This window comes from Oceanobacillus timonensis (assembly GCF_900166635.1).
In the GTDB taxonomy this organism is placed as follows: domain Bacteria; phylum Bacillota; class Bacilli; order Bacillales; family Amphibacillaceae; genus Oceanobacillus; species Oceanobacillus timonensis.
The window spans coordinates 24,500-45,493 of sequence record NZ_LT800497.1; the positions used below are offsets into that span (position 1 = coordinate 24,500).

Genomic DNA, 20,994 nt, shown 5'->3' on the forward strand with positions numbered 1-20,994 from the left:
TTAGCGATTGACATCATTTAATTTTTTTATAAATTCTATCACGAGATCATGACGTTTATAAGCTTTGTCATTACGCCATTTAAGACCTGCTTTTAAATTTTGATTTTCTGTTCCCAAGCTGATTTGACGGTCAAATTGATTCGCCACTTCAAATAACTTAGACCCATCTATTTCCTGGCTTCTCGCTTCATCAACCAGCATTGTTATTTTTTTCGGCGCTTCCGTAATGGATTGGACACGTTGTTTTTTAGCATGCATTCGCATAATACTTACTGTGAATAAATTTTCTACTTCTGCAGGATAATCTCCAAAACGGTCAATTAATTCATCTCTCAGATCCTGGACTGCTTCCGGACTATCGAGGTTTTGGAATTGTTTATACATTTCAATTTTCTGTTTCTCATCATCCAGGTACTCATCCGGAATATACGCATCGATTTTCAATGAAATCTCTGGTTCAAACGGCTGGATATCTTCCACGTCTTTTCCTTCTTTACGTGCATCAATGGCATCTTTCAGCATTTGAGAGTACATATCAAAGCCGACGGAATCGATAAAGCCATGCTGCTGTGCTCCGAGCAGATTTCCGGTACCGCGAATAGATAAGTCACGCATTGCAATCTTAAATCCGGAACCAAGTTCGGTAAAGTCTTTAATGGCCTGCAGCCTTTTCTCAGCAACCTCTGTTAACACTTTATCACGCTGATAGGTGAAATAAGCATAGGCGACCCGGTTCGAACGTCCGACACGTCCTCTTAACTGGTAAAGCTGACTGAGCCCCATATGGTCTGCATGATTGACAATTAAAGTATTGACATTCGGAATGTCCACACCTGTCTCAATAATGGTCGTACTGACTAAGATGTCAAATTCTCCTTCTATAAACCCGAAAATAACATTCTCTAATTCTGATTCATTCATTTGCCCATGTGCGATACCAACTCTTGCATTTGGCACCAGCATACCAATATCGCGGGCTGTTTTTTCTATACTTTCCACCCGGTTATGCAAGAAGAAAACCTGTCCGCCTCTGGACATTTCCCGATCAATGGCTTCCCGGATGAAGGACGGATTATATTCCATCACGTATGTTTGAATAGGAAATCTGTTTTCCGGCGGCGTTTCAATAACAGATAAATCCCTGACACCGAGCATGGACATATGTAATGTCCTCGGTATAGGGGTTGCTGTTAACGTTAATACATCCACATTGGTTTTTAACTGTTTAATTTTTTCCTTGTGCTTCACACCAAAACGTTGTTCTTCATCGACAACGAGCAAACCTAAATCCTTATACTTCACATCTTTTGATAACAGACGGTGCGTTCCTACGACAATATCCATGTTTCCATCTTCCAGGCCTTTTACCGTTTCATTGGATTGTTTACGTGTGCGGAAACGACTTAATAACCCAATATTTACCGGATAATCCTGGAATCTTTCCCGGATGGTCTCATAATGCTGTTGTGCCAGAATCGTCGTCGGTACCAGAATAGCGACCTGTTTTCCATCAGCCACTGCTTTAAAAGCAGCACGAATAGCTACCTCTGTTTTCCCGTAACCTACATCTCCGCAGAGCAAGCGGTCCATTGGTTTTACTTTTTCCATATCCTCTTTAATTTCTGCGATACAACGTAACTGATCTTCTGTTTCCTGATAAGCGAAAGAAGCTTCGAAATCACGCTGTAATTCTGAATCCGGAGAAAAAGCATATCCTTGCCGGGCTTCGCGCTCTGAATACAACTTGATTAAATCATCTGCAATATCCTCCACAGAACGCTGGACTTTTCGCTTCACTTTTGTCCATTCCGAACCGCCTAATTTATATAATTTGGGCTCTTTTCCTTCTGAGCCGACAAATTTTTGAACTAAGTCGATTTGATCAATCGGTACAAACAGTTTATCGTCCCCGGAATATTGAATCAGCATATAATCCTTATGCAGCTTATTCACCTCTAGGGTTTCAATCCCGATATACTTCCCGACACCGTGGTTCGCATGGACGACATAGTCGCCGACTTTCAGTTCTTGATAACTTTTAATCCGTTCGGCATTTGTAATTTTAGGCTGCTTTCTCGGACGCTTTATTCGCTGCTTAAATAATTCATTTTCCGTAATGATCGCCAGTTTGTGCATCGGAAACTCAATACCGGAATGCAAATTACCAACAATGATAGTCGGCTTTTGGACAGGCAGCGTTAATTGTTTTTCTACCTGCGTTTCGATATCGTAATCTTCTAAAATAGAATGTACTTTCTCTGCACGCTGTTCATTGGGCGTTAGAATAACAACAGAAAAATCGCCCTTTTCCCATCGTTTCAACTCATTTTTAAATAAAGGCATCTGTCCATGGAATTCCTGCATGGATCTTGTCGATAGATTAATAACATTTTGCGGAGTGGTATTTGGGATATGCCGCATAAACACAGACATATAGACACGTGGATGCGAAATACCCTCTATCAGCATATTCCATCCGAAAGAAAACTGGCTGTCACGGACCATTTTATTACCTTCCAGCAGTCCCGTGTACCATTCTAGTTCTTCGTGATCCAAGTTGGTTGCTGTTTCATGAATACGGCTCATTTCATCAAAAAAGATAACGCCATTTCCCGGCAAATAGTCTAATAAACTAGCTGGTTCATCGTATAAGTAGCCAATATATTTATACATACCCGGGAACCGGTTGAATTGTTTAAATTGTTCAATATCCTCTCCGACTATCTCCGTAAGTTCTTCCTTATCAGCAGCATTGTTCATTTTTTTCAATGTATCAGAAAGTGCATCTTCAACCCGCTCTGCTACTTTCACCATTTCCTGTTTATCAATCAGTAATTCCGTTGCAGGGTTGATTGTTGCCTCTTCTAATTTATCCAGAGAGCGCTGAGATGCCGCATCAAAATAACGGATAGAATCTACCTCTTCATCAAATAACTCAATTCTGATTGGATTCTGCTCCGTAATAGGATAGATATCAATAATTCCGCCACGCTGGCTGAACTCTCCGGGAGCTGAAACCATTGAGGCGCTTTCATATCCCATTTCTACCAAGGAACGCAAGTAAGCCTCCACCTCAATGTCCTTGCCAACTTGAAATAGAAGCTGATATTTATTCCAATATGCTTTTGGCGGCAATATTCTTTTTAATGCCGCAACAGGTGCTATTAATATTCCTTTATCTCTCTCCGTCCAAGCCGTTAATGCATCAATCCGCTGAGCACGCAGTTCCGGACTGGCGACAGCCATTTCAGAAGCGATTAACTCGTTGACAGGATAAAGATACACACCTTCCCCATTTGTCAGCTCTGCCAAATCATCATAGAGCTGCTGTGCTTGAGCCAGTTGATGTGTCACAATTAATAAAGGACGATTCATGGATTGATGGACGGTGGACAGGAGCAGGCTTCTGGCAGAACCGCTCAAGCCGGCAACCATCTGCTCTTTCATTCCTGCAAGCAATCCATCCATGATCGACTGAATGTCTTCCTGTGATTTTAAATAATTATGAATTGCTTTCATTCGTATTCCCCTCTAAATTAATAAAGTATTTTTCAAAATGCTATATATCCTATTATATCTATCTGGAAAATGATTATCCGTTTAAAACCTTTTCACCTATTGTAAGAAATAGTCGAGTTCATGATAATCAGGATGTGCGTCAAGTGCCTGCTGGCAATATTCACAAATAACTTCCAAGCGGAATGATCCGTCTTTTTCAGACGTCAGCATTTCTGCCATATCCTGTTCTTTCAAAAGATCAAAAAAGCGCATGGACACATCCATTTCTGTATCGTGCAACACGCCCAAGTCATTCCCGCAATGCCGGCAACCATAGTAAATAACCATCTCATTCACCCCGATTTAAGATACAAAGATTTAAAGCACAGTTTCTTTTCTTCATCATAAAAGAGAATATCTGCACCTTTTCTTAGTTTTAACCGGGCTTGATAAGAATATACCTTCCTTCTATTTTGTGTTTAAGTAGAAAGATATGTTTTATTGATTAAAATCATTCATCACTTCAATAAATGGTTTTCCTTCTGCCCATGATTCTATAGCATCCGCTGCATCTTGAATACTTTTTTCAACAGCCTCTTTTTCCTCTTTTGGAAACTTCCCTAATACATAATCTATGACAGGGGTTGCGTTTACCGGGCGTCCCACACCTAAACGGACACGCTTAAATTCTTTTGTACCTAAATGTTGAATCGTCGAACGAACACCATTGTGACCGCCATGGCCGCCTTTTTGCCGTAACCTGATTTTTCCGGTTGGCAAATCCAAGTCATCATAAATAACGACCACATCGTCCGTGTCTATATGATAATAATCCATCAATGGACGAATGGATTCCCCTGATAAATTCATATAGGTTTGCGGTTGTAATAACACAATCTTTTCTCCATTGAAATGTTCGATGGCATAATCCCCATGAAATTTGGAATTGTTTAATTTCCAGCCATGTCGTTCCAATAATGCATCAATGGTGGAGAAGCCAATATTATGACGCGTCTTTTTATATTTTCTACCAGGGTTTCCCAGTCCCACAATTAACTTCATTATCATACCCTCACTTTTCCAAACCACATTTTTCCAAACACAACAACCCTTCTTTGCGCACACCTATACAATGTACGTAAAGAAGGGAGGTATTAGAGGGTGTCCAAAAAAGTCCCATTACCCGGACGCACCTGGAAATGCTTCTGCTCGAATCACCCAGATCTTCAAATCTTTGCTGTGCCGGTGTTGTCCTTTTTTGAACACACACTATTACTTCTTGTTCATTTAATCATTAGGATTCCTCTGAATCAGATTTTTCCTTGATAACTTCCGGTTCTCCACTTTCATCTTCTCCAGTATCTAAATCTTCTTCAGTAGTTGGAGGAACAACGGAAGCAATGGTTGTGTCCGGTTCAGCCAGGAATTCAAAGTTTCCGGTTACGTTCAAATCAGAAATAGATAAGCTGTCGTTTACATCGAGGTCAGAAACATCTACCACGATTTCTTCAGGAATATCTTTCGGTTTTGCACGTATCAGAATTTCATAAAATGGCTGCTGCAGTACGCCGCCTTCTTTTTCGCCTTTTGATTCACCTTCCAGGCGAACAGAAACGTCGACGTCCATTTCTTCAGCCATATTGACGATATAGAAATCAGCATGAAGCACGTCATCTTTTAGCGGATCTATTTGATAGTCGTGAAGCATCACATCTACTGCGTTACCACCTTCGACTTGCAATGAAATGATGGCGTTTCTGCCTTCATCCCGTACTGTTTTCACTAAATCTACACTATCCACAGAAATGGTCTTGGATTCTTTATCTTTCCCATAAACAACTGCTGGGATTCTACCACTTTTTCTGATTTCACTTGTTACTGATTTTGTAAGATCTTCTCTTTTTTGTGCGTTCAATTTTACTGCCATTCGTATCACCCTCCAAGTTGATTAAAAAATATGATAAAACATCGTCATTTATTGTGATGTATTACATGTCTCTCAATAAAATAAACGGTCAATATAATACTTACCCTAAAATGGAACAAGTTAAACCTTTAAATTTAAAAAAACGGAAAGCACCCTTAAAGAAAGGCTAAAAATTATTTTTATATATTAATCAAACAAAATACTTACAGATTGCATTTCGTGAACACGGATAATAGCTTCTCCAATCAGGGAAGCAATGGATAATTCCGTAACCTTTCCAATTCTTTTTTCTTCCGGTAAAGGAATCGTATCTGCAACAACAAGTTCTTTAATTTTTGAATTATCGATACGCTCCATCGCCGGACCAGATAGAACTGGGTGTGTACAACAAGCATATACTTCTTTGGCGCCACTTTCAATTAATGCGTTTGCTGCTAATGTAATGGTACCTGCCGTATCGATTAAATCATCAATTAGAATGGCTGTCTTGCCTTCAATATTACCAATGATATTCATTACCTCTGAAACATTTGGTCTCGGACGGCGTTTGTCAATAATACCAATCGGTGCTTTTAAACGGTCGGCTAATTTCCTTGCCCGGACAACACCACCGTGGTCAGGGGAAACAACAATCACATCGTCTAAATTCTTTTCCTCAAAATAATCAGCCAAAATAGGCACACCTTGTAAGTGATCAATTGGAATATCGAAGAAACCTTGAATTTGCGGAGCGTGCAAATCAAGTGTAATCATCCGGTTTGCTCCTGCTTTTTCAAATAAATCTGCTACTAATTTTGCTGTAATTGGTTCACGCGCTCTTGCTTTACGATCCTGGCGTGCATACCCGTAGTAAGGCATCACAATGTTAATGGATTTGGCAGAAGCCCGCTTCAACGCATCAACCATAATAAGCAATTCCATAATATGCTGATTAACCGGGGAAGATGTAGATTGAATAACATACACATCAGATCCCCGTACGCTTTCATCTATATTAATTTGAATTTCTCCGTCACTAAATTGTGTTACGGTACATTTCCCTAATTCCGTCCCGATTTGAGCTGCTATTTTTTCTGCTAATGCTGGATTTGAGTTTAATGAAAAAACTTTCAGCGACGCGTCCTTATAGTTGGATGACATTCCTCTAACCTCCATGAATTTGTTGTAATCTATTTTTTAAACTTCTTTGCATATCCTTCTTTATTTGACTGCTTGGATCTCGCAATGGACAATGCATCATCCGGCACATCGTTTGTAATCGTTGATCCGGCTGCCACATATGCCCCTTTGCCCACTGTAACCGGCGCAATTAAATTGGAGTTACATCCAATAAATGAATCATCTTCAATGGTTGTCAGGAATTTATTTTTCCCGTCATAGTTTACTGTAATTGTACCACAACCAACATTTACACGCTCTCCTACACTGGCATCTCCAACATAGCTAAGATGTGAAACTTTACTGTTATCACCCAGTTCTGTTTTCTTCAACTCAACAAAGTTACCGATTTTCGTATCATTTCCTACATTTGAGGCAGGACGAATATGTGCGTACGGTCCAATCTTTACTCGGTTACCAATGCGGCTGTCCAGAGCGACACTAAACCGAATCGATGCATCTTCTCCGACTTCACAATCTGTGATTTCTGTATGCGGGCCAATTTCTGATCCAGTAGCTATAGACGTCTCCCCTTTTAAGACGGTCCCCGGATAAAGGTTTACATCTGCAGCAATTTTTACATCAGGTCCGATATACGTGTGATCCGGATCTTCAATGGTTACACCGTTGCGCATATGTAGCTCATTAATACGTTTTTTCATAATTTTTTCTGCTTCACTTAAAGCCACACGATCATTAATTCCGATTGTTTCATTAAATTCAGGTGCTACATAAGCACTGATACGCTCTTCTTGATCCGCTAATATTTTGATGACATCAGGCAAGTAATACTCTCCTTGTGCATTGTCATTGGAAACGGATTTTAAAGCTTTAAATAGCGCTTTATTGTCAAAACAATAGGTTCCTGTATTTATTTCTTTTACATCTAATTCTGCTTCATTGGCGTCTTTATGTTCAACAATTTTTTCAACTTCTCCTGCATTATCTCGTATAACCCGGCCATACCCGGATGGATTATCTGCAAGAGCTGTCAATACACTTGCTTTAGCACCTGTTTGTTCATGGTGTTCAAACAACTTCTGGAATGTTTCTGCTCGAATCAAAGGGGTGTCCCCACAAGCTACAATTGTTACACCTTCTTTATCCTGCAACAATTCCCCGGCCTGCATCACAGCATGTCCTGTCCCCAGCTGTTCTTCCTGTACAACAAAATCACTGGTTTCTCCAAGCTGCGCTCTTACTTGCTCTGCTCCAAATCCGACAATGGTAACTAATTGATCCAGTTGCGTCTCTTGCAATTGATCCGCAACATGCTGTACCATCGGTTTGCCAACTACAGGATGAAGTACTTTGTATAATTTTGATTTCATCCTTGTTCCTTGTCCTGCTGCTAAAATAACAGCAAATCGATTCGCCATTAGGAAACCTCCATCATCTCTAAATATCCATTTAAAAATATATCGTAAAAAAACCTTTATTTCAATTAAATGAAAGGTTTAATTTCTATTTTCTATGTTATCATATTTTCATTTTTTATTGCATTGCTTTACGTAAATGCACAAAAAAACTTTCGCTCCTGTATTCGGATACACCAATATAGGAGCGAAAGTTTTCGATAGGAAGCGTAATCGCAGTTCCTAAAAAAAGATTGCATACAAAACAAAAAAGAAGGCAAATCTTCGTTCAGATTTCTGCCTTCCTATCCATTCGGTTTTTAATTATCTGTCAGGAAACACCAGCTTCTTCTTTATAACCCAATCCTTCTTCATTTCTGCGTTCACGATGATACTCCCCTAAGACAGCTTCCTGAATCTTTGAGCGTGTCCCAGAGTTAATAGGATGGGCAATATCCCTGAACTCTCCGTCCGGCGTCCGCTTTGAAGGCATTGCAACGAACAATCCGCTATTTCCATCAATAACACGGATATCATGTACAACAAACTCATCGTCTAAAGTAATGGAAGCAATGGCCTGCATCCTTCCATCTGTTTTCACGCGGCGTAATCTAACGTCAGTCACTTCCATGATGTTTCACCACCTTTTTCCTAATTCAAAAATCATCCTTTATACTTATATTACTTCAACATAAATTACAAAAATCCTTCTTATAAATACCAATAAAATAAAATATTTTAAATTCATTATCCTCTATACCTAAAAATTCGATTGGTTTCGACATTTTTAGGTATCATTGTCTACCTTTTTCTTCCAGTTATATTTTTCATAAAAAAAGACCTTAATCTGTATATAGACTAAGATCTGTATGCTAGTTAACATGTTGGATTACGAACCCATTTGGTAATTTCCAGGCTGTATGGAAACGTGATGATTCTGTATGTCAACAGGAGAAATTTTTAATAGAGAAGTATAATCCGTAACTACTCTTTCGTCTTCTTCATCATCTGCTTCTGCCAGTACGCCAACAGCTTGTACGGTTGCTGAGAATTCCCCTAAGAGGCTCTTTATCCCTGTAATGGTTCCTCCAGCTTTCATAAAATCATCTATGATACACACATTGGAACCATCCGGTAAACTGCGTTTTGGCAACACCATCGTTTGAATTTTTCTGGATGACCCGGAAACATAATTAATACTTACGGATGATCCTTCTGTTACTTTTGGGTCTCTACGTGCTATAATAACGGGAACATTTAAAAAGGAAGCTGTTGCGTAGGCAAGAGGGATTCCTTTTGTGGCAACTGTTACAATAGCGTCAATTTCCAAGTGAGCAAAGCAGGAAGCAAAAACACGCCCAATTTCCCGGACCATGGAAGGATCGCCAAGGATATCGCTCATATATAAGTATCCTCCCGGGAGAATCCGTACAGGGTCTTCCAATTTCTTTTGAAGCGTGAATATAAAGTTTTCACCAGCTGCTGCAGAACTGGTAGCAATATATTTCACTCCGCCGCCAGCACCGGTTGTTCTCTCCAAATATCCTAATCCTTTATTTTGAAACACTTCATGTATAATATCTAAATCCTCACTTATCGATGACTTTGTTGTATCACAAAGCTCTACAAAGTAAGGCAATTGAATATGCTTTCTCGGGTTTTCCAAAAAATATTCCGTTAACACAACCAATCGATTACTTCTTTTCAAAATCACACCTCAAATCCGAATGTTCTTTATATAATATAGCATTTTCATATGCATTTTAGCAATGCCTAACCCAACATCCGGATTAATTGTACGTCCTTACAAAAGCCTCGCATGCTATTGTAGATTCGCAATGCTTTTCGATGGTGCTTCATCAGTCCAAACACGGTCGGTCCACTGCCGCTCATCATCACACCTTCTGCTCCCGCAAGGCGCATAGCCTCTTTTAACTTTGCAACCTCAGGATGCATAGAAAAAGTAATCGGCTCCAGTGCATTTCCCAAATGGTTACACAATTTCGAGAAGTTTCCTTCGTTTAAAGCTTCTAATACCTCTTTTGTATCCGGGTGCTCTAATTCGGGGAGATTAATTTGATCGAATACGGTATAAGAGGATACACCGATATCAGGTCTTGCGATAACAACCCAGCAAGCAGGCGGTGCCGGCAAGAATTCAATCAACTCGCCATACCCTTTTGCTATCGCTGTTTTACTGTAAACACAAAAAGCAATATCCGCTCCTAATTGTGCTCCCAGGTCAGCTAATTCCGTTAATGAAATATCCATTTGCCATAGCCGGTTAAGCCCTCGTAAAACGGCCGCTGCGTCCGCACTGCCGCCAGCCAGTCCGGCTGAAACAGGAATAGATTTATCAATCCGGATGTGAACACCTTTGTTTATTTTATATGTTTCCTTAAATAAGGCCGCTGCTTTATATGCTAAATTTCTTTCGTCACTAGGAACGTAACGGCTTTCCAAAGATAATTGAATTTTATCTGCTGACAACTCCCGGAATTCCAAACGATCCGCTAAGTCGATTGTCGTCATTACCATTTCAACATCATGATAGCCATCTTCCCGCTTATTTAATACATCTAATGACAAATTTATCTTAGCAGGCGCCTTTTCCATGACAAGCATCTTCAATCACATCCTCAAAGCGTTGGAAATTCGTTCATCTATTTGAAATTATACCTGCGTCCAGAAAATATGTTTTATTGTATCATAATCAAAACACGGAGGCTAATTTTGTACAAATATATAAAAGCTCCGATTACGCAAATTGAAAAATGTAAATGTATTTGTCGGAGCAGCCATTAATACGATGATTAAACTGGTTTGTAGTGAAAAAGAGCAAGCCCTGTTTTAGGACTCGCTCTTTTTCATGCTTTCTTCTGCCATTTCAATTGCCCGTTTCACCATATTACCGGCATCACGGGATTTGATTCCTCCCCAGCCTTCCTGCTGTACCGTATCGTAAAAACCTAATTCTTTCGCTATTTCTTCTTTCATTTGCGTAGACATCATCCCGCGTCTGCTCATATAAAAGCTCCCCTTTACGAATGAATATATTTCTCGACCGGTAAGGATAGCTTATGTACTTTGCCTGTATTCACTCGGAGAAGAATTAACCAGGAGAACCATTTCTTACGCGCATCCATCGGAAATGCCAAAAGCTTGTAAAAAAGCCACAGCAACTTTCATTTCCCTTTTAAACGCGTCCTTATAGCAAAACAGCAGACAAATGCTTGTCTACTGTTTTAAAATTATCGCTGAACTTCCTTCTACAAAATTCAGCTCCACCGTTTCTGTCAATATGTCTGTATAGCTGTATGAAACACGTTCGAATGCATTCTCGTCCTGGTCAAGCTCAACAATGAAAACAGAGGGATATGTCTCCGCTAGAATACCACATCTCTCAATGGTTTTCCGTCTTCCGCCATTCGCTCTGAGCCTTAACCGTTTACCTACCTGACCGTCTAGACCTTGCTTAATTTCGATCAACGTTTTGCCCACTACACTCCACCTCACATATACACATTTTAACATATATGCCGATGGTTAGTCAAATAAAATATACAATTATATCAGCATATGTTTTTGGTTGTCAACTATTAATTATGACTATTTCTGTTATTATTTGTCGTATCCCTCATTTTATGCATGAATTGTCACAAAAAATTACATAATAAGTTGATTTCATAGCAATTATTTTGCTCTAATCAGGATGTCATTTAAATTAAAAAAGAGGAGGAGCAGGAGCAGATTCGTAACCTCAACCATTCTCGTTTGCAAACATGATTTTCTCTTATATGTCCCCTTCATCTTCACTAGCTAAGTAAGGCATACCTGTTCGCAATAATCCTCTTGTCTGTATACCTCCCAAACCTTTTTCTCCAGTTAATGTATTACGGAGTGCTTCCCACACAGATACACTTTCCATAAATGAGGTATATGCTACTTTCGCGGCGATATAAACCGGATCCAATGCATGAATATTGACCCGGGATGGGGAACTGGCAAAGTTTGCTCCTGCACGGATTAAGGACTCAAAATGAGATTGGCAAGCACCTGCAAAAATGACAAGCTCATCCAGATTAGGATAAATGCTTCTTGCCTCCCGAACGGCTTCTACAAAGTATTTTGAATGACGATAGGCACTTAAATCATTCTTCATCCCTTTATGATGGGAATAAGCATCATGGCCAGTAATGACCATAATGTCGGGTTGAATTTTTTGAAGTAAATCTTGTATTTGAAATGACATCTCTGTCTCTGCAGAATGAACACCATGCACCTGCAGCCCAATTCGTTGATATAATTGGATGCATTTTCTTAAATAAGACGGGTCACCATCTATATGAAGCACTTTTGCCGGCAGTTGAAAATAGCTCACGGAATCTGTATACCCTTCCGTTGCTTCGTAGTTTCTTTTTTCTTTCATCATCTGATAGTCCTGACGAAATAAGCGGTAGGACGATTCTTGTTTTTCTCTATCCTCCGCTTTTCTTTTTTTATGCTCTCTTTGATCCACCAGCCTTAAATCAGACAGGTCTGCATCTGCTTTTAAGCGGAGTTCTTCCCCATGAAGAATAGCCATCCCTTTTTTTATTTCTGCCACACGGAATAATAAATCATGATTATAGGACTTCCTTGTTACTAACGCACCATTCTGTATATCCATCACTGCACCTCTCACCTTTTATCGCAATTTAGCTGTCGTAGGAAGGAACCGATACTCCCCTAAAACAGCCATATGGGATTAAGTGTTTTGAATCACCTGTATAACTCTGCATTTCTCTCTCTTATTGTATGAGTAAAAGTACAGCACTGTTCCACTACCCAACTCTTAGAACAAAAAAATGAACAGCATGCATACCTATCGTTCATCTGATGCACATATATACTTTTTTATGTACAATGGCTTTGTTTGGTATGCAAGAATGAAACTAATTCATGCAATGTAACACAAGGCTGTTTTTATATCATTTATCCATTTGTTACAAAATAAAAGGCCTGCCCAAAATGGACAGACCTGCTTATATGTTTCCTTTCACGAACCTTCTCCGCCCGCTGCTTCTTTTGAATCATGATCAAGGTCATCTTCATCGGCGGATTCTTCCACTGGCACATTCATGATTCTCCAAGGAGCTGTTATTTCGATAGCACCTTCATGATCACTAAATACGTCACTATGTGGCAAATCGACTGTTACTTCTTCTGCATCGAATGCCGGCCACACAATGGTAGCTGTGTAAAATCCATCTTCTCCTAAACGGCCTGCGTCCGTAATATTTCGGTCAGCTAATGGGACAATAAAATTGACATCATCTTCGGCATCTTCTATTTTCTCATCCACAAAGCTTCCTTCTAACGGCGTTAAATAGTAGTCAATTGGATAATAACGCTGATTTCCGTGAATTAACGTCACCGGGTATACACTCCATTGATTATAGTTGCCCGCATCATCCGCATGCCAGCCGCGTGCGCCAATTCCTGCAGTCTGCGTTAATGCATCATAATCACTATCGCCCTCGTCATTCGGCCGTACACGTACTCTTCCAATGAACAAATCATTCACCCTGCGAATACTTTGTATTTCAATTTCTCCATAACGTGTTTGCACGGTTTCCGGATAATCCGCTTCTTCCCCTAAAGCTTCTGGAAGTTCCTCTTCTGATTCAATCATAATTTCTTCTGCAGGGGGCGTAAAGTGTAATTCTACTCGACGATTTTGTGCTTGCCCCTCTTCCGTATTATTATCGGCAATTGGCTCCCGAAAAGATTCTCCTTCCGTAGTAACCTCATCAAATCCTTCTAAATCTGTTAATTCTTCTAACTGCTCATACACCGATTCAGCTCGTTCTTCTGAAAGCGTCTGGTTATAATCTTCCGTATTCTCGTCATCTGTGTGTCCAACGATGTTTAGTTCTCCACCGTCTGCGCCGGCTAACTCCTCAATCGCTGCTTCCAACTCTTTATCTGCTTCCTCTGTTAAATCGGAGGAATCTGAATCAAACAAGACATCACTGGACAAAATAAGTGTCGAATGTTCTATTTCGTCAATACGACTGACCGTTGTTTCCACACTTTCACGGTAGCTTTCAAAAGGCTCCACTCTTGCGTCAATTCCTTCCAAATCACCAGTTAATTGATCTTGCTGACTGCTAACCAATTCTTTCTCTATAATCTCCTGTACGGTTGGAACGACTTCTTCTATATTTTCTTCTTTCAACATCTCTTCTTCATTGTCTTCATGTTGTTCCAAAATCGCATCATATTCCTGCAACGTAGACATATCCTCATCTTTGCGATCGATGACAGGAATATCCTCAACTATGCCGACCTCTCCCGTAAACATCGCATGAACGACATCTGATTCCGGAGCGGCGAACACTGCAAAATACCGGGTTGGTTCATGCTCCTTTCCTATCGTCATCTGCTGGTTGCCGCTTCCTTCTCCTATAAATGTCTGTAAGGCCGCATCATTCGAATCCTCAAGCTGCTGTACAGCTATATGAGATGCTGTATTTTCTTGCGAATCAAGCAAACGAATATCATATCCTTGCTCTGAAGCAATTCCTTCTCCAGTACTGAGCCCCCCATCGAATAAATCTTTAAAAGTAACTTCTATATCACTGTTGGAATCAAGCATAAAAGGAAGAATGGCATATTCTCCTTCTCGAATAATCGGTCCCACTTCCGCATGGATATCGTAAGCTGTTTCATCTTTAAAGTGCCACATGTCATGTTCTATCATCACCGGGTCTGTATCTTCTAGTGTTTCTTCTGATGCTGCTTGCTCCTGTTGCTCTTCAATATTTTCTTCTACATCTTTATCTTCCGTTTCTGACACTTCTGTTTTCTGTGTTTGCTCTGGTGGTTCGTCCTCTGCTTCTTCATTATTACAGGCTGCTAATAACGATACGCTAAATAAAACGAGCCATATTTTTTTCATTCTATCCCCCCAAACACTTTTTCAAATCATTATGTAAAGCGCCGATTAAGGTGTCTCTCCTTTTGTTATTAATACAACTTGGAAAAATGGTTTAATTAGATTAGACTGAAAAATCTGTTATTAATAAAAAGCTTTATAACCTATAATCACCTGTCTTCTAAATAATAACGCCCCCCTAACAAGGTTAATAAAACTACTGAACAGCCAAAGGAAATCGCTTACAATAGCTACTGTATCGTAAATTATAGCGGGATTCAATAGTTAAATCAAAGTACCTCATTTGTTATGCATAGATTCTGGGGAGGTTTTCGGTATGTGCATCATTCAAATATATTTAGATATTAAAAAGCTGATCAAAAGAGTATCTCTTCTAATCAGCTTTCCTGGAGTTCTGTATAAAGAACAAAGGCTAAGTTCGCAACATCGTGTCTCAGGAGCCTTTGTAACCTACATCCTGCAGGCCGGAACAAATCAGGCCGTTACTGGCCCCACTTAGAAATAAAATGTTCATTCATTTCTTGAAGCGGGATTCTCACAGCCAGTTACACTGCGATAAATAACATTCGCTAACGAAGCAAATTCCTCCATAGTCAATGTTTCTCCGCGTCGTGTGCCATCGATTGCAGCTTTTTCAAGGAGTGCTTCGATTTGTTGCTTTTCTAATTTATCCTGCAAAAACCTGTTCAAATTATTTCGCAGTGTTTTTCTTCTTTGGGCAAAGCTTGCCTGGATCAGTTCAAAGAAAAAGTCTTCATTATCTACCTGAACTGGCGGTTCTTTTCGCATCACAAGTTTTAAAACACTGGAATCAACATTAGGCTGCGGCATAAATACCTGCTTCGGCACATTTAATACCACGCTGGCTTCGGTATAGTATTGTACGGCAATACTCAGCGAGCCGTAGCTTTTCGTATTTGGCACGGCAGCCATTCGATCTGCTACTTCCTTTTGAATCATCACAGTCAGACTCGTTACAGGAAGCCGATCACGAATAAGTTTCATCAGAATAGGTGTTGTAATATAATACGGGAGATTGGCAACAATATGAATATCCTGATTTTCCCGGAAATGTGTTCTAATCACTTCTTCTACATTCGCCTCTAAAATGTCATGATGAATCACTTCTACATTTGCATAATCTGTTAACGTCTCTTTTAAAATAGGGAGCAGGCGCTGATCAATTTCAAAAGCAACCACCTTATCAGCATGAATCGCGAGCTGTTCTGTTAAAGCGCCCATGCCTGGACCAACTTCAATCGCACCTGTTTCTTTTGTAATTCCCGCTTGTTGAATAATATTTTCTAATACATTCACATCAATTAAAAAGTTTTGTCCTAAGCTTTTCTTAAATGCAAAACCATATTTGTCCAATAGTTCTTTGGTTCTCGACGGTGTTGCTATATATTTTTTAGACATCCTGTTCCTCCTGCTCTATCCGTTCCACCGCTTCTTCAAATTGTTTCCTGGAAATTTGAAATTGAGTAAGGCGTTTTAACAGCTGCTTTCCGTTCGTGTGACCAATATGCAACAATTCTCCAAGCCGTTTTCTTCGCCCAGAAGCTTTCTTACCGCCAATGAATCCATGATGGACCAGGTCCTCTCTGGTAATATCACTATCCGAAAAATCAGCCAGTTCATAGACATCGGCAAGTGCTTTTTGAATATCCTCCACCGAAGCATGTTCAATCCCTAAGCTTTTATTCCCGGAATGCTTTGCTTTAGCTTGGTCTCTTCGCAAAAAAGCATGCTTGCAGCCGGGAACAGCCTGATTAATCAAATGGCGGATCCGTTCACCCGGATAATCCGGATCGGTAAAAACAATCACGCCACGTTTTTCCTTGGCATGACGAATTTTATCGAGCGTCCCTCTATTCACTGCAGAACCATTTGTTTCAATCGTATCTGCATCTACAGCCAGCTGAATCCGTGTCGTATCATCCCGGCCTTCTACTACAATCATTTCTTTTATTTTCAATCGTTTTCCTCCACTTTATTCTGTTGTCCTTGAAAAGTCAGTTAATCTTAAAAAACCGTTTCGCATTCTCCGTTGTGATGTTTCCGAGTTCCGTCACATCCATCTCACGTAATGCCGCAATATCTTCTGCTACACGAGCAACATACGCAGGCTCATTTCGTTTTCCGCGATATGGGTGTGGTGCTAAAAATGGAGCATCCGTTTCAACCAGCAAGCGGTCTAAAGGAACCTGTTTTGCTACTTCTTTTGGTAATGGAGCATTTTTAAAAGTTACAGGACCGCCTAAGGAGATATAAAAATTCATATCCAGGCATGTCTGTACATAATCGACAGAATCATTATAACAATGCATAATACCGCCGACTTCTGACGCCTGTTCCTCTTGCAAAATTTCAATAATATCTTCTGTTGCTTCCCGATTATGAATAATAACCGGCATATTTACTTTTTTAGCAAGCGCAATTTGCTGGCGGAACACTTTCTTCTGTACATCTTTCGGCGATTTGTCCCAGTGATAATCCAAGCCCATTTCTCCGATTGCTACCACTTTTGGATGAGCGCTTAACGTCTCAATCCATTCCAGCTCTTTTTCTGTCATATCAATCGCATCAACCGGATGCCATCCAACCGCTGCATAAATATTCTCGTTCTCTTCCGCAATTTCAATCGCAAGCGGAATCGTCTCGTGATCAAACCCAACCACGACCATGTACTCCACACCTGCATCTCTTGCCCGCTGAATCGTCTCTTCTCTATCTTCAGCAAATTGTCTCGCATTTAAATGAACATGTGTGTCAAATAACATTTTAACCATCCTTTTTCACTCTTATAGTGCGTGTTCAAAAAGTCCGATAAATAGGACCAAGTCGGCTAAGTTCGCGACGTCCTGGGGTTGCGATTACTCACCCCATCGAAAAGCGTTGTCGCAACGCCGACACTAGCACGTCCTGGGACTGCGATTACTCGCCCCACCGGAAACATTTGTGCGTCGAAAGTTCAAGGCGACTAGTAAATTCCAAACGGACTTGTGCGTGTTGTGATGACTTCTACATTGCCCACAGGACGTGGGCGTTCTTAGTAGAAGTTCTTCTATGCCCTATGATACGTGAGTATTGGAATTTGCTAGTCAACGCAGAAATTCGCCGTGTTATTTTTATTGGACTTTTTGAACATCCTCTTATATCGAAAAGGAAGGAGCTGACATGATGACAGCTCCCCTTCCATTTACTATCGTTTAAGAAATCGGCGCGCCGTTTGGTACGCTTTCCGGTGCAGGAACAATTTCTAATTTACCGTCCTTCTCTGCGGAAAGAATCATTCCCTGACTGATTTCCCCTCGCATTTTACGCGGTTTAAGGTTCGCTACAATAACAACCTTTTTACCAATCAATTTCTCCGGTTCCGGATAATATTCCGCAATGCCGGATAAAATTTGCCGATCTGCTTTATCACCGGCATCTAAGCGGAATTTCAATAATTTATCCGCCCCTTCAACTTTACTGCAATCTTTCACTTCCGCTACTTTCAGCTCCACTTTATCAAACACATCATATTTGATTTGTGTTTCTTTTTCGGAAACAAGCTTCGTTTCATTCGGATCCCAAGTTGCTTCTTCCTCTTCCTCAGCTGCAGGAGCGCCACCCATTTGTGAACGGATGTATGCTACTTCCTCTTCTGCATCCAACCGTGGAAAGATCGGTTTTCCTTTTTTCACAACTGTGATACCTTCCGGGAAATTGCCAAACTGGATATTTTCCCAAGATAATCCGCTCGCTTCATCTAAACCAAGCTGTTCAATGATTTTCTTCGGAGCATGGGTCAAACAAGGTTGCAGCAGCGTAGCAGCCACACGTAATGTTTCGGCCAGATGCGCCATCACGCTTGCCAATTCTGTATGTTTTGCTTCATCTTTTGCAAGAATCCATGGCTCGGTTTCATCAATATATTTATTCGCACGGGAAATCAGCGTCCATACTTTTTTCAATGCATTACTGAATTCCATTTGATTCATCGATTCTTGATAATCTTGAATCACAGTGGCTGCTGTCTCTTGCAAATCAGCATCTTCTTTATTTACAACTCCATTTACAGTCGGCACATTTCCATCAAAATATTTATTAATCATCGCTACGGTACGATTCAATAAGTTTCCTAAGTCATTTGCTAAATCATAATTTACTCTGGAAATAAAATCTTCCGGCGTAAAAATACCATCGCTGCCAAAAGCAACTTCTCTCATTAAATAATAGCGCACGGCATCTAAACCATAACGTTCTACCAGCATTTCCGGATAGACAACATTCCCTTTAGATTTCGACATTTTTCCATCTTTCATCAATAACCAGCCATGCCCGAATACTTTTTTAGGAAGCGGCAGATCCAAAGCAATTAACATAATTGGCCAATAAATGGTATGGAAACGGACAATTTCCTTCCCAACCATGTGTACATCTGCCGGCCAGTATTTTTGGAAGTCTGCATCATTATCTGTACCGTACCCTAATGCTGTAATATAGTTCGCCAAAGCATCAATCCATACATAAATAACATGCTTCGGATTGCTCGGAACTTTAACACCCCAGCTGAAAGTTGTACGGGATACGGCCAAATCCTCCAAACCAGGTTTAATGAAGTTATTAATCATTTCATTTTTTCGGGATTCCGGCTGGATAAAATCAGGATGGTCTTTGTAGTATTGTAGTAATTGATCTGCATATTTACTCATCCGGAAGAAATAAGATTCCTCTTTGATCAGCTCAACAGGATGCCCGCTGTCCGGTGATTTACCGCCAATAATATTCCCATCATCATCTTTTTCAATCTCTACAAGCTGAGTCTCTGTATAAAATGTTTCATCAGGTACAGAATACCAGCCTTCATATTCATCCAGATAAATGTCACCCTGCTTCAAGAAACGCTCAAAAATATCCGCTACGACTTTTTGATGCTGACTATCTGTTGTACGAATAAATTTATCGTAGCTTATTTCAAGTGTTTTCCATAAATCTTGCATTCCGGCAGCCATTTCATCAACATAGTTTTGAGGGGATACATTTTTTTCAACTGCCTTCTGCTCGATTTTCTGACCATGTTCATCACTTCCTGTTAAGTAGAACACGTCAAATCCAAGCATACGCTTATACCTTGCCATCGTATCACAAGCTATCGTTGTATACGCATTACCAATATGTAATTTCCCGCTCGGATAATATATTGGCGTTGTAATGTAAAAAGTATCTTTGCTTCCCATCCGTTTCATTCCTCCTAGATTGTTTCTTGCTATTTAAAAAATCTTATCCCGAATGATCGCACAGATGTGTATTTTATCCATCCATACAAATTGACAGCTGTTATGCAACAAGCATTGCCATCTCCTTCGAAAAAGATTCAAAATTAACTTTTAGAATTGAATATTTCATACTATTTTTTATCATATCACACTGAAAATATAAAAGAACAACTTCTATTGTAGCTATTATAACGTAATTTGCCAAATTGTGTACCTATTCGCTGTGTACTTTATCTTCCATTTTAGAATAAATTTACGAAAAAAAGTGATAACTCCTTTCTCTGGAACGATAAAATGTCGTTAAAAAGCTGAATATTTATAAAAAAGCGATAATACTTTTCCTTTTACAGTAAAATTGTATTGACAATACCAAATATTGTTGCTATTCTAAGATTATTAGTAACGACGAGTAACGACATTTTTTTCAATTTATCACATTATCTGAATGAAATAGCTAGGTTTATTCATTCAGAAAATTCTATTAATCTATTATTGGAGGAGTGCTAAGATGAAATCTACCGGTATTGTACGTAAAGTTGATGAGCTTGGTCGTGTAGTTATTCCGATTGAATTACGTCGCACGCTTGATATTAAAGAAAAAGATACAATGGAAATCTACGTAGATAATGACCGCATTGTATTGAAGAAATATCGTCCAAACATGACTTGTCAAATAACTGGAGAGCTGACAGATGACAATCAAACCCTGGCTGACGGCAACTTGATTTTAAGCCCTGAGGGTGCAAAAATTTTAATGGAAGAAATTCAAAACCGTTTTCAATAAACATACTTAAACAGCAAAAAGGGATGACCTCTGAAAATCGAAGAGGTCATCCCTTTTTTGTATCG

18 protein-coding genes are annotated in these 20,994 nt (G+C 39.9%); 1 reads left to right on the plus strand and 17 read right to left on the minus strand.

Annotation, left to right across the window (positions count from 1 at the left end; all coding sequences use genetic code 11):
* The 17 genes from mfd to metG form a co-directional block, all read right to left on the minus strand.
* Positions 1-3,519 (minus strand): transcription-repair coupling factor, encoded by a 3,519-nt coding sequence (gene mfd, locus B7E05_RS00590; RefSeq protein WP_080871812.1) that lies wholly within the window; start codon positions 3,517-3,519, stop codon positions 1-3.
* A gap of 96 nt (positions 3,520-3,615) precedes the next feature.
* Entirely contained in the window at positions 3,616-3,846 is a 231-nt protein-coding gene (gene fin / locus B7E05_RS00595) for an anti-sigma-F factor Fin (RefSeq protein ID WP_080871813.1), read from the minus strand.
* Positions 3,847-3,996: 150 nt separating this feature from the next.
* Positions 3,997-4,560, minus strand: coding sequence for an aminoacyl-tRNA hydrolase (gene pth / locus B7E05_RS00600; protein WP_080871814.1), 564 nt, complete (start codon positions 4,558-4,560; stop codon positions 3,997-3,999).
* Between the two features lie 232 nt (positions 4,561-4,792).
* Positions 4,793-5,425, minus strand: coding sequence for a 50S ribosomal protein L25/general stress protein Ctc (locus B7E05_RS00605; protein ID WP_080871815.1), 633 nt, complete (start codon positions 5,423-5,425; stop codon positions 4,793-4,795).
* A 186-nt stretch (positions 5,426-5,611) separates the two neighbouring features.
* On the minus strand, positions 5,612-6,565 hold the full coding sequence (locus B7E05_RS00610; protein ID WP_080871816.1) for a ribose-phosphate diphosphokinase: 954 nt from the start codon (positions 6,563-6,565) through the stop codon (positions 5,612-5,614).
* A 29-nt stretch (positions 6,566-6,594) separates the two neighbouring features.
* Positions 6,595-7,962: a bifunctional UDP-N-acetylglucosamine diphosphorylase/glucosamine-1-phosphate N-acetyltransferase GlmU gene (gene glmU / locus B7E05_RS00615; protein WP_080871817.1), complete on the minus strand. Its 1,368-nt coding sequence runs from the start codon at positions 7,960-7,962 to the stop codon at positions 6,595-6,597.
* Positions 7,963-8,269: 307 nt separating this feature from the next.
* Complete coding sequence (gene spoVG, locus B7E05_RS00620; RefSeq protein WP_080871818.1) at positions 8,270-8,569, minus strand: septation regulator SpoVG; 300 nt, start codon at positions 8,567-8,569, stop codon at positions 8,270-8,272.
* Between the two features lie 258 nt (positions 8,570-8,827).
* Positions 8,828-9,646 carry a pur operon repressor gene (purR, locus tag B7E05_RS00625; RefSeq protein ID WP_080871819.1) on the minus strand — a complete coding sequence of 273 codons (819 nt, stop codon included), beginning with the start codon at positions 9,644-9,646 and terminating at the stop codon, positions 8,828-8,830.
* A 65-nt stretch (positions 9,647-9,711) separates the two neighbouring features.
* Positions 9,712-10,563 (minus strand): 4-(cytidine 5'-diphospho)-2-C-methyl-D-erythritol kinase, encoded by an 852-nt coding sequence (ispE, locus tag B7E05_RS00630; protein WP_080871820.1) that lies wholly within the window; start codon positions 10,561-10,563, stop codon positions 9,712-9,714.
* Between the two features lie 225 nt (positions 10,564-10,788).
* Positions 10,789-10,965 carry a small, acid-soluble spore protein, alpha/beta type gene (locus tag B7E05_RS00635; protein WP_080871821.1) on the minus strand — a complete coding sequence of 59 codons (177 nt, stop codon included), beginning with the start codon at positions 10,963-10,965 and terminating at the stop codon, positions 10,789-10,791.
* A gap of 210 nt (positions 10,966-11,175) precedes the next feature.
* Positions 11,176-11,439, minus strand: coding sequence for a biofilm formation stimulator Veg (veg, locus tag B7E05_RS00640; protein ID WP_080871822.1), 264 nt, complete (start codon positions 11,437-11,439; stop codon positions 11,176-11,178).
* Positions 11,440-11,731: 292 nt separating this feature from the next.
* On the minus strand, positions 11,732-12,607 hold the full coding sequence (gene yabG / locus B7E05_RS00645; protein ID WP_080871823.1) for a sporulation peptidase YabG: 876 nt from the start codon (positions 12,605-12,607) through the stop codon (positions 11,732-11,734).
* Between the two features lie 369 nt (positions 12,608-12,976).
* Complete coding sequence (locus tag B7E05_RS00650; RefSeq protein ID WP_080871824.1) at positions 12,977-14,881, minus strand: OmpA family protein; 1,905 nt, start codon at positions 14,879-14,881, stop codon at positions 12,977-12,979.
* Between the two features lie 507 nt (positions 14,882-15,388).
* A complete protein-coding gene (gene rsmA, locus B7E05_RS00660) occupies positions 15,389-16,297 on the minus strand; it encodes a 16S rRNA (adenine(1518)-N(6)/adenine(1519)-N(6))-dimethyltransferase RsmA (RefSeq protein WP_080871826.1) in 909 nt (302 codons plus the stop codon).
* Entirely contained in the window at positions 16,290-16,856 is a 567-nt protein-coding gene (gene rnmV / locus B7E05_RS00665; protein ID WP_080871827.1) for a ribonuclease M5, read from the minus strand. Before rnmV ends, rsmA begins: the two co-directional genes overlap by 8 nt.
* 37 nt (positions 16,857-16,893) lie before the next feature.
* Complete coding sequence (locus B7E05_RS00670) at positions 16,894-17,661, minus strand: TatD family hydrolase (protein WP_080871828.1); 768 nt, start codon at positions 17,659-17,661, stop codon at positions 16,894-16,896.
* A gap of 429 nt (positions 17,662-18,090) precedes the next feature.
* Entirely contained in the window at positions 18,091-20,106 is a 2,016-nt protein-coding gene (gene metG, locus B7E05_RS00675) for a methionine--tRNA ligase (protein WP_080871829.1), read from the minus strand.
* Positions 20,107-20,653: 547 nt separating this feature from the next.
* Between metG and B7E05_RS00680 the strand changes: the two genes are divergently transcribed.
* Positions 20,654-20,929 carry a transition state genes transcriptional regulator AbrB gene (locus B7E05_RS00680; protein WP_080871830.1) on the plus strand — a complete coding sequence of 92 codons (276 nt, stop codon included), beginning with the start codon at positions 20,654-20,656 and terminating at the stop codon, positions 20,927-20,929.
* Positions 20,930-20,994: the final 65 nt, after the last annotated feature.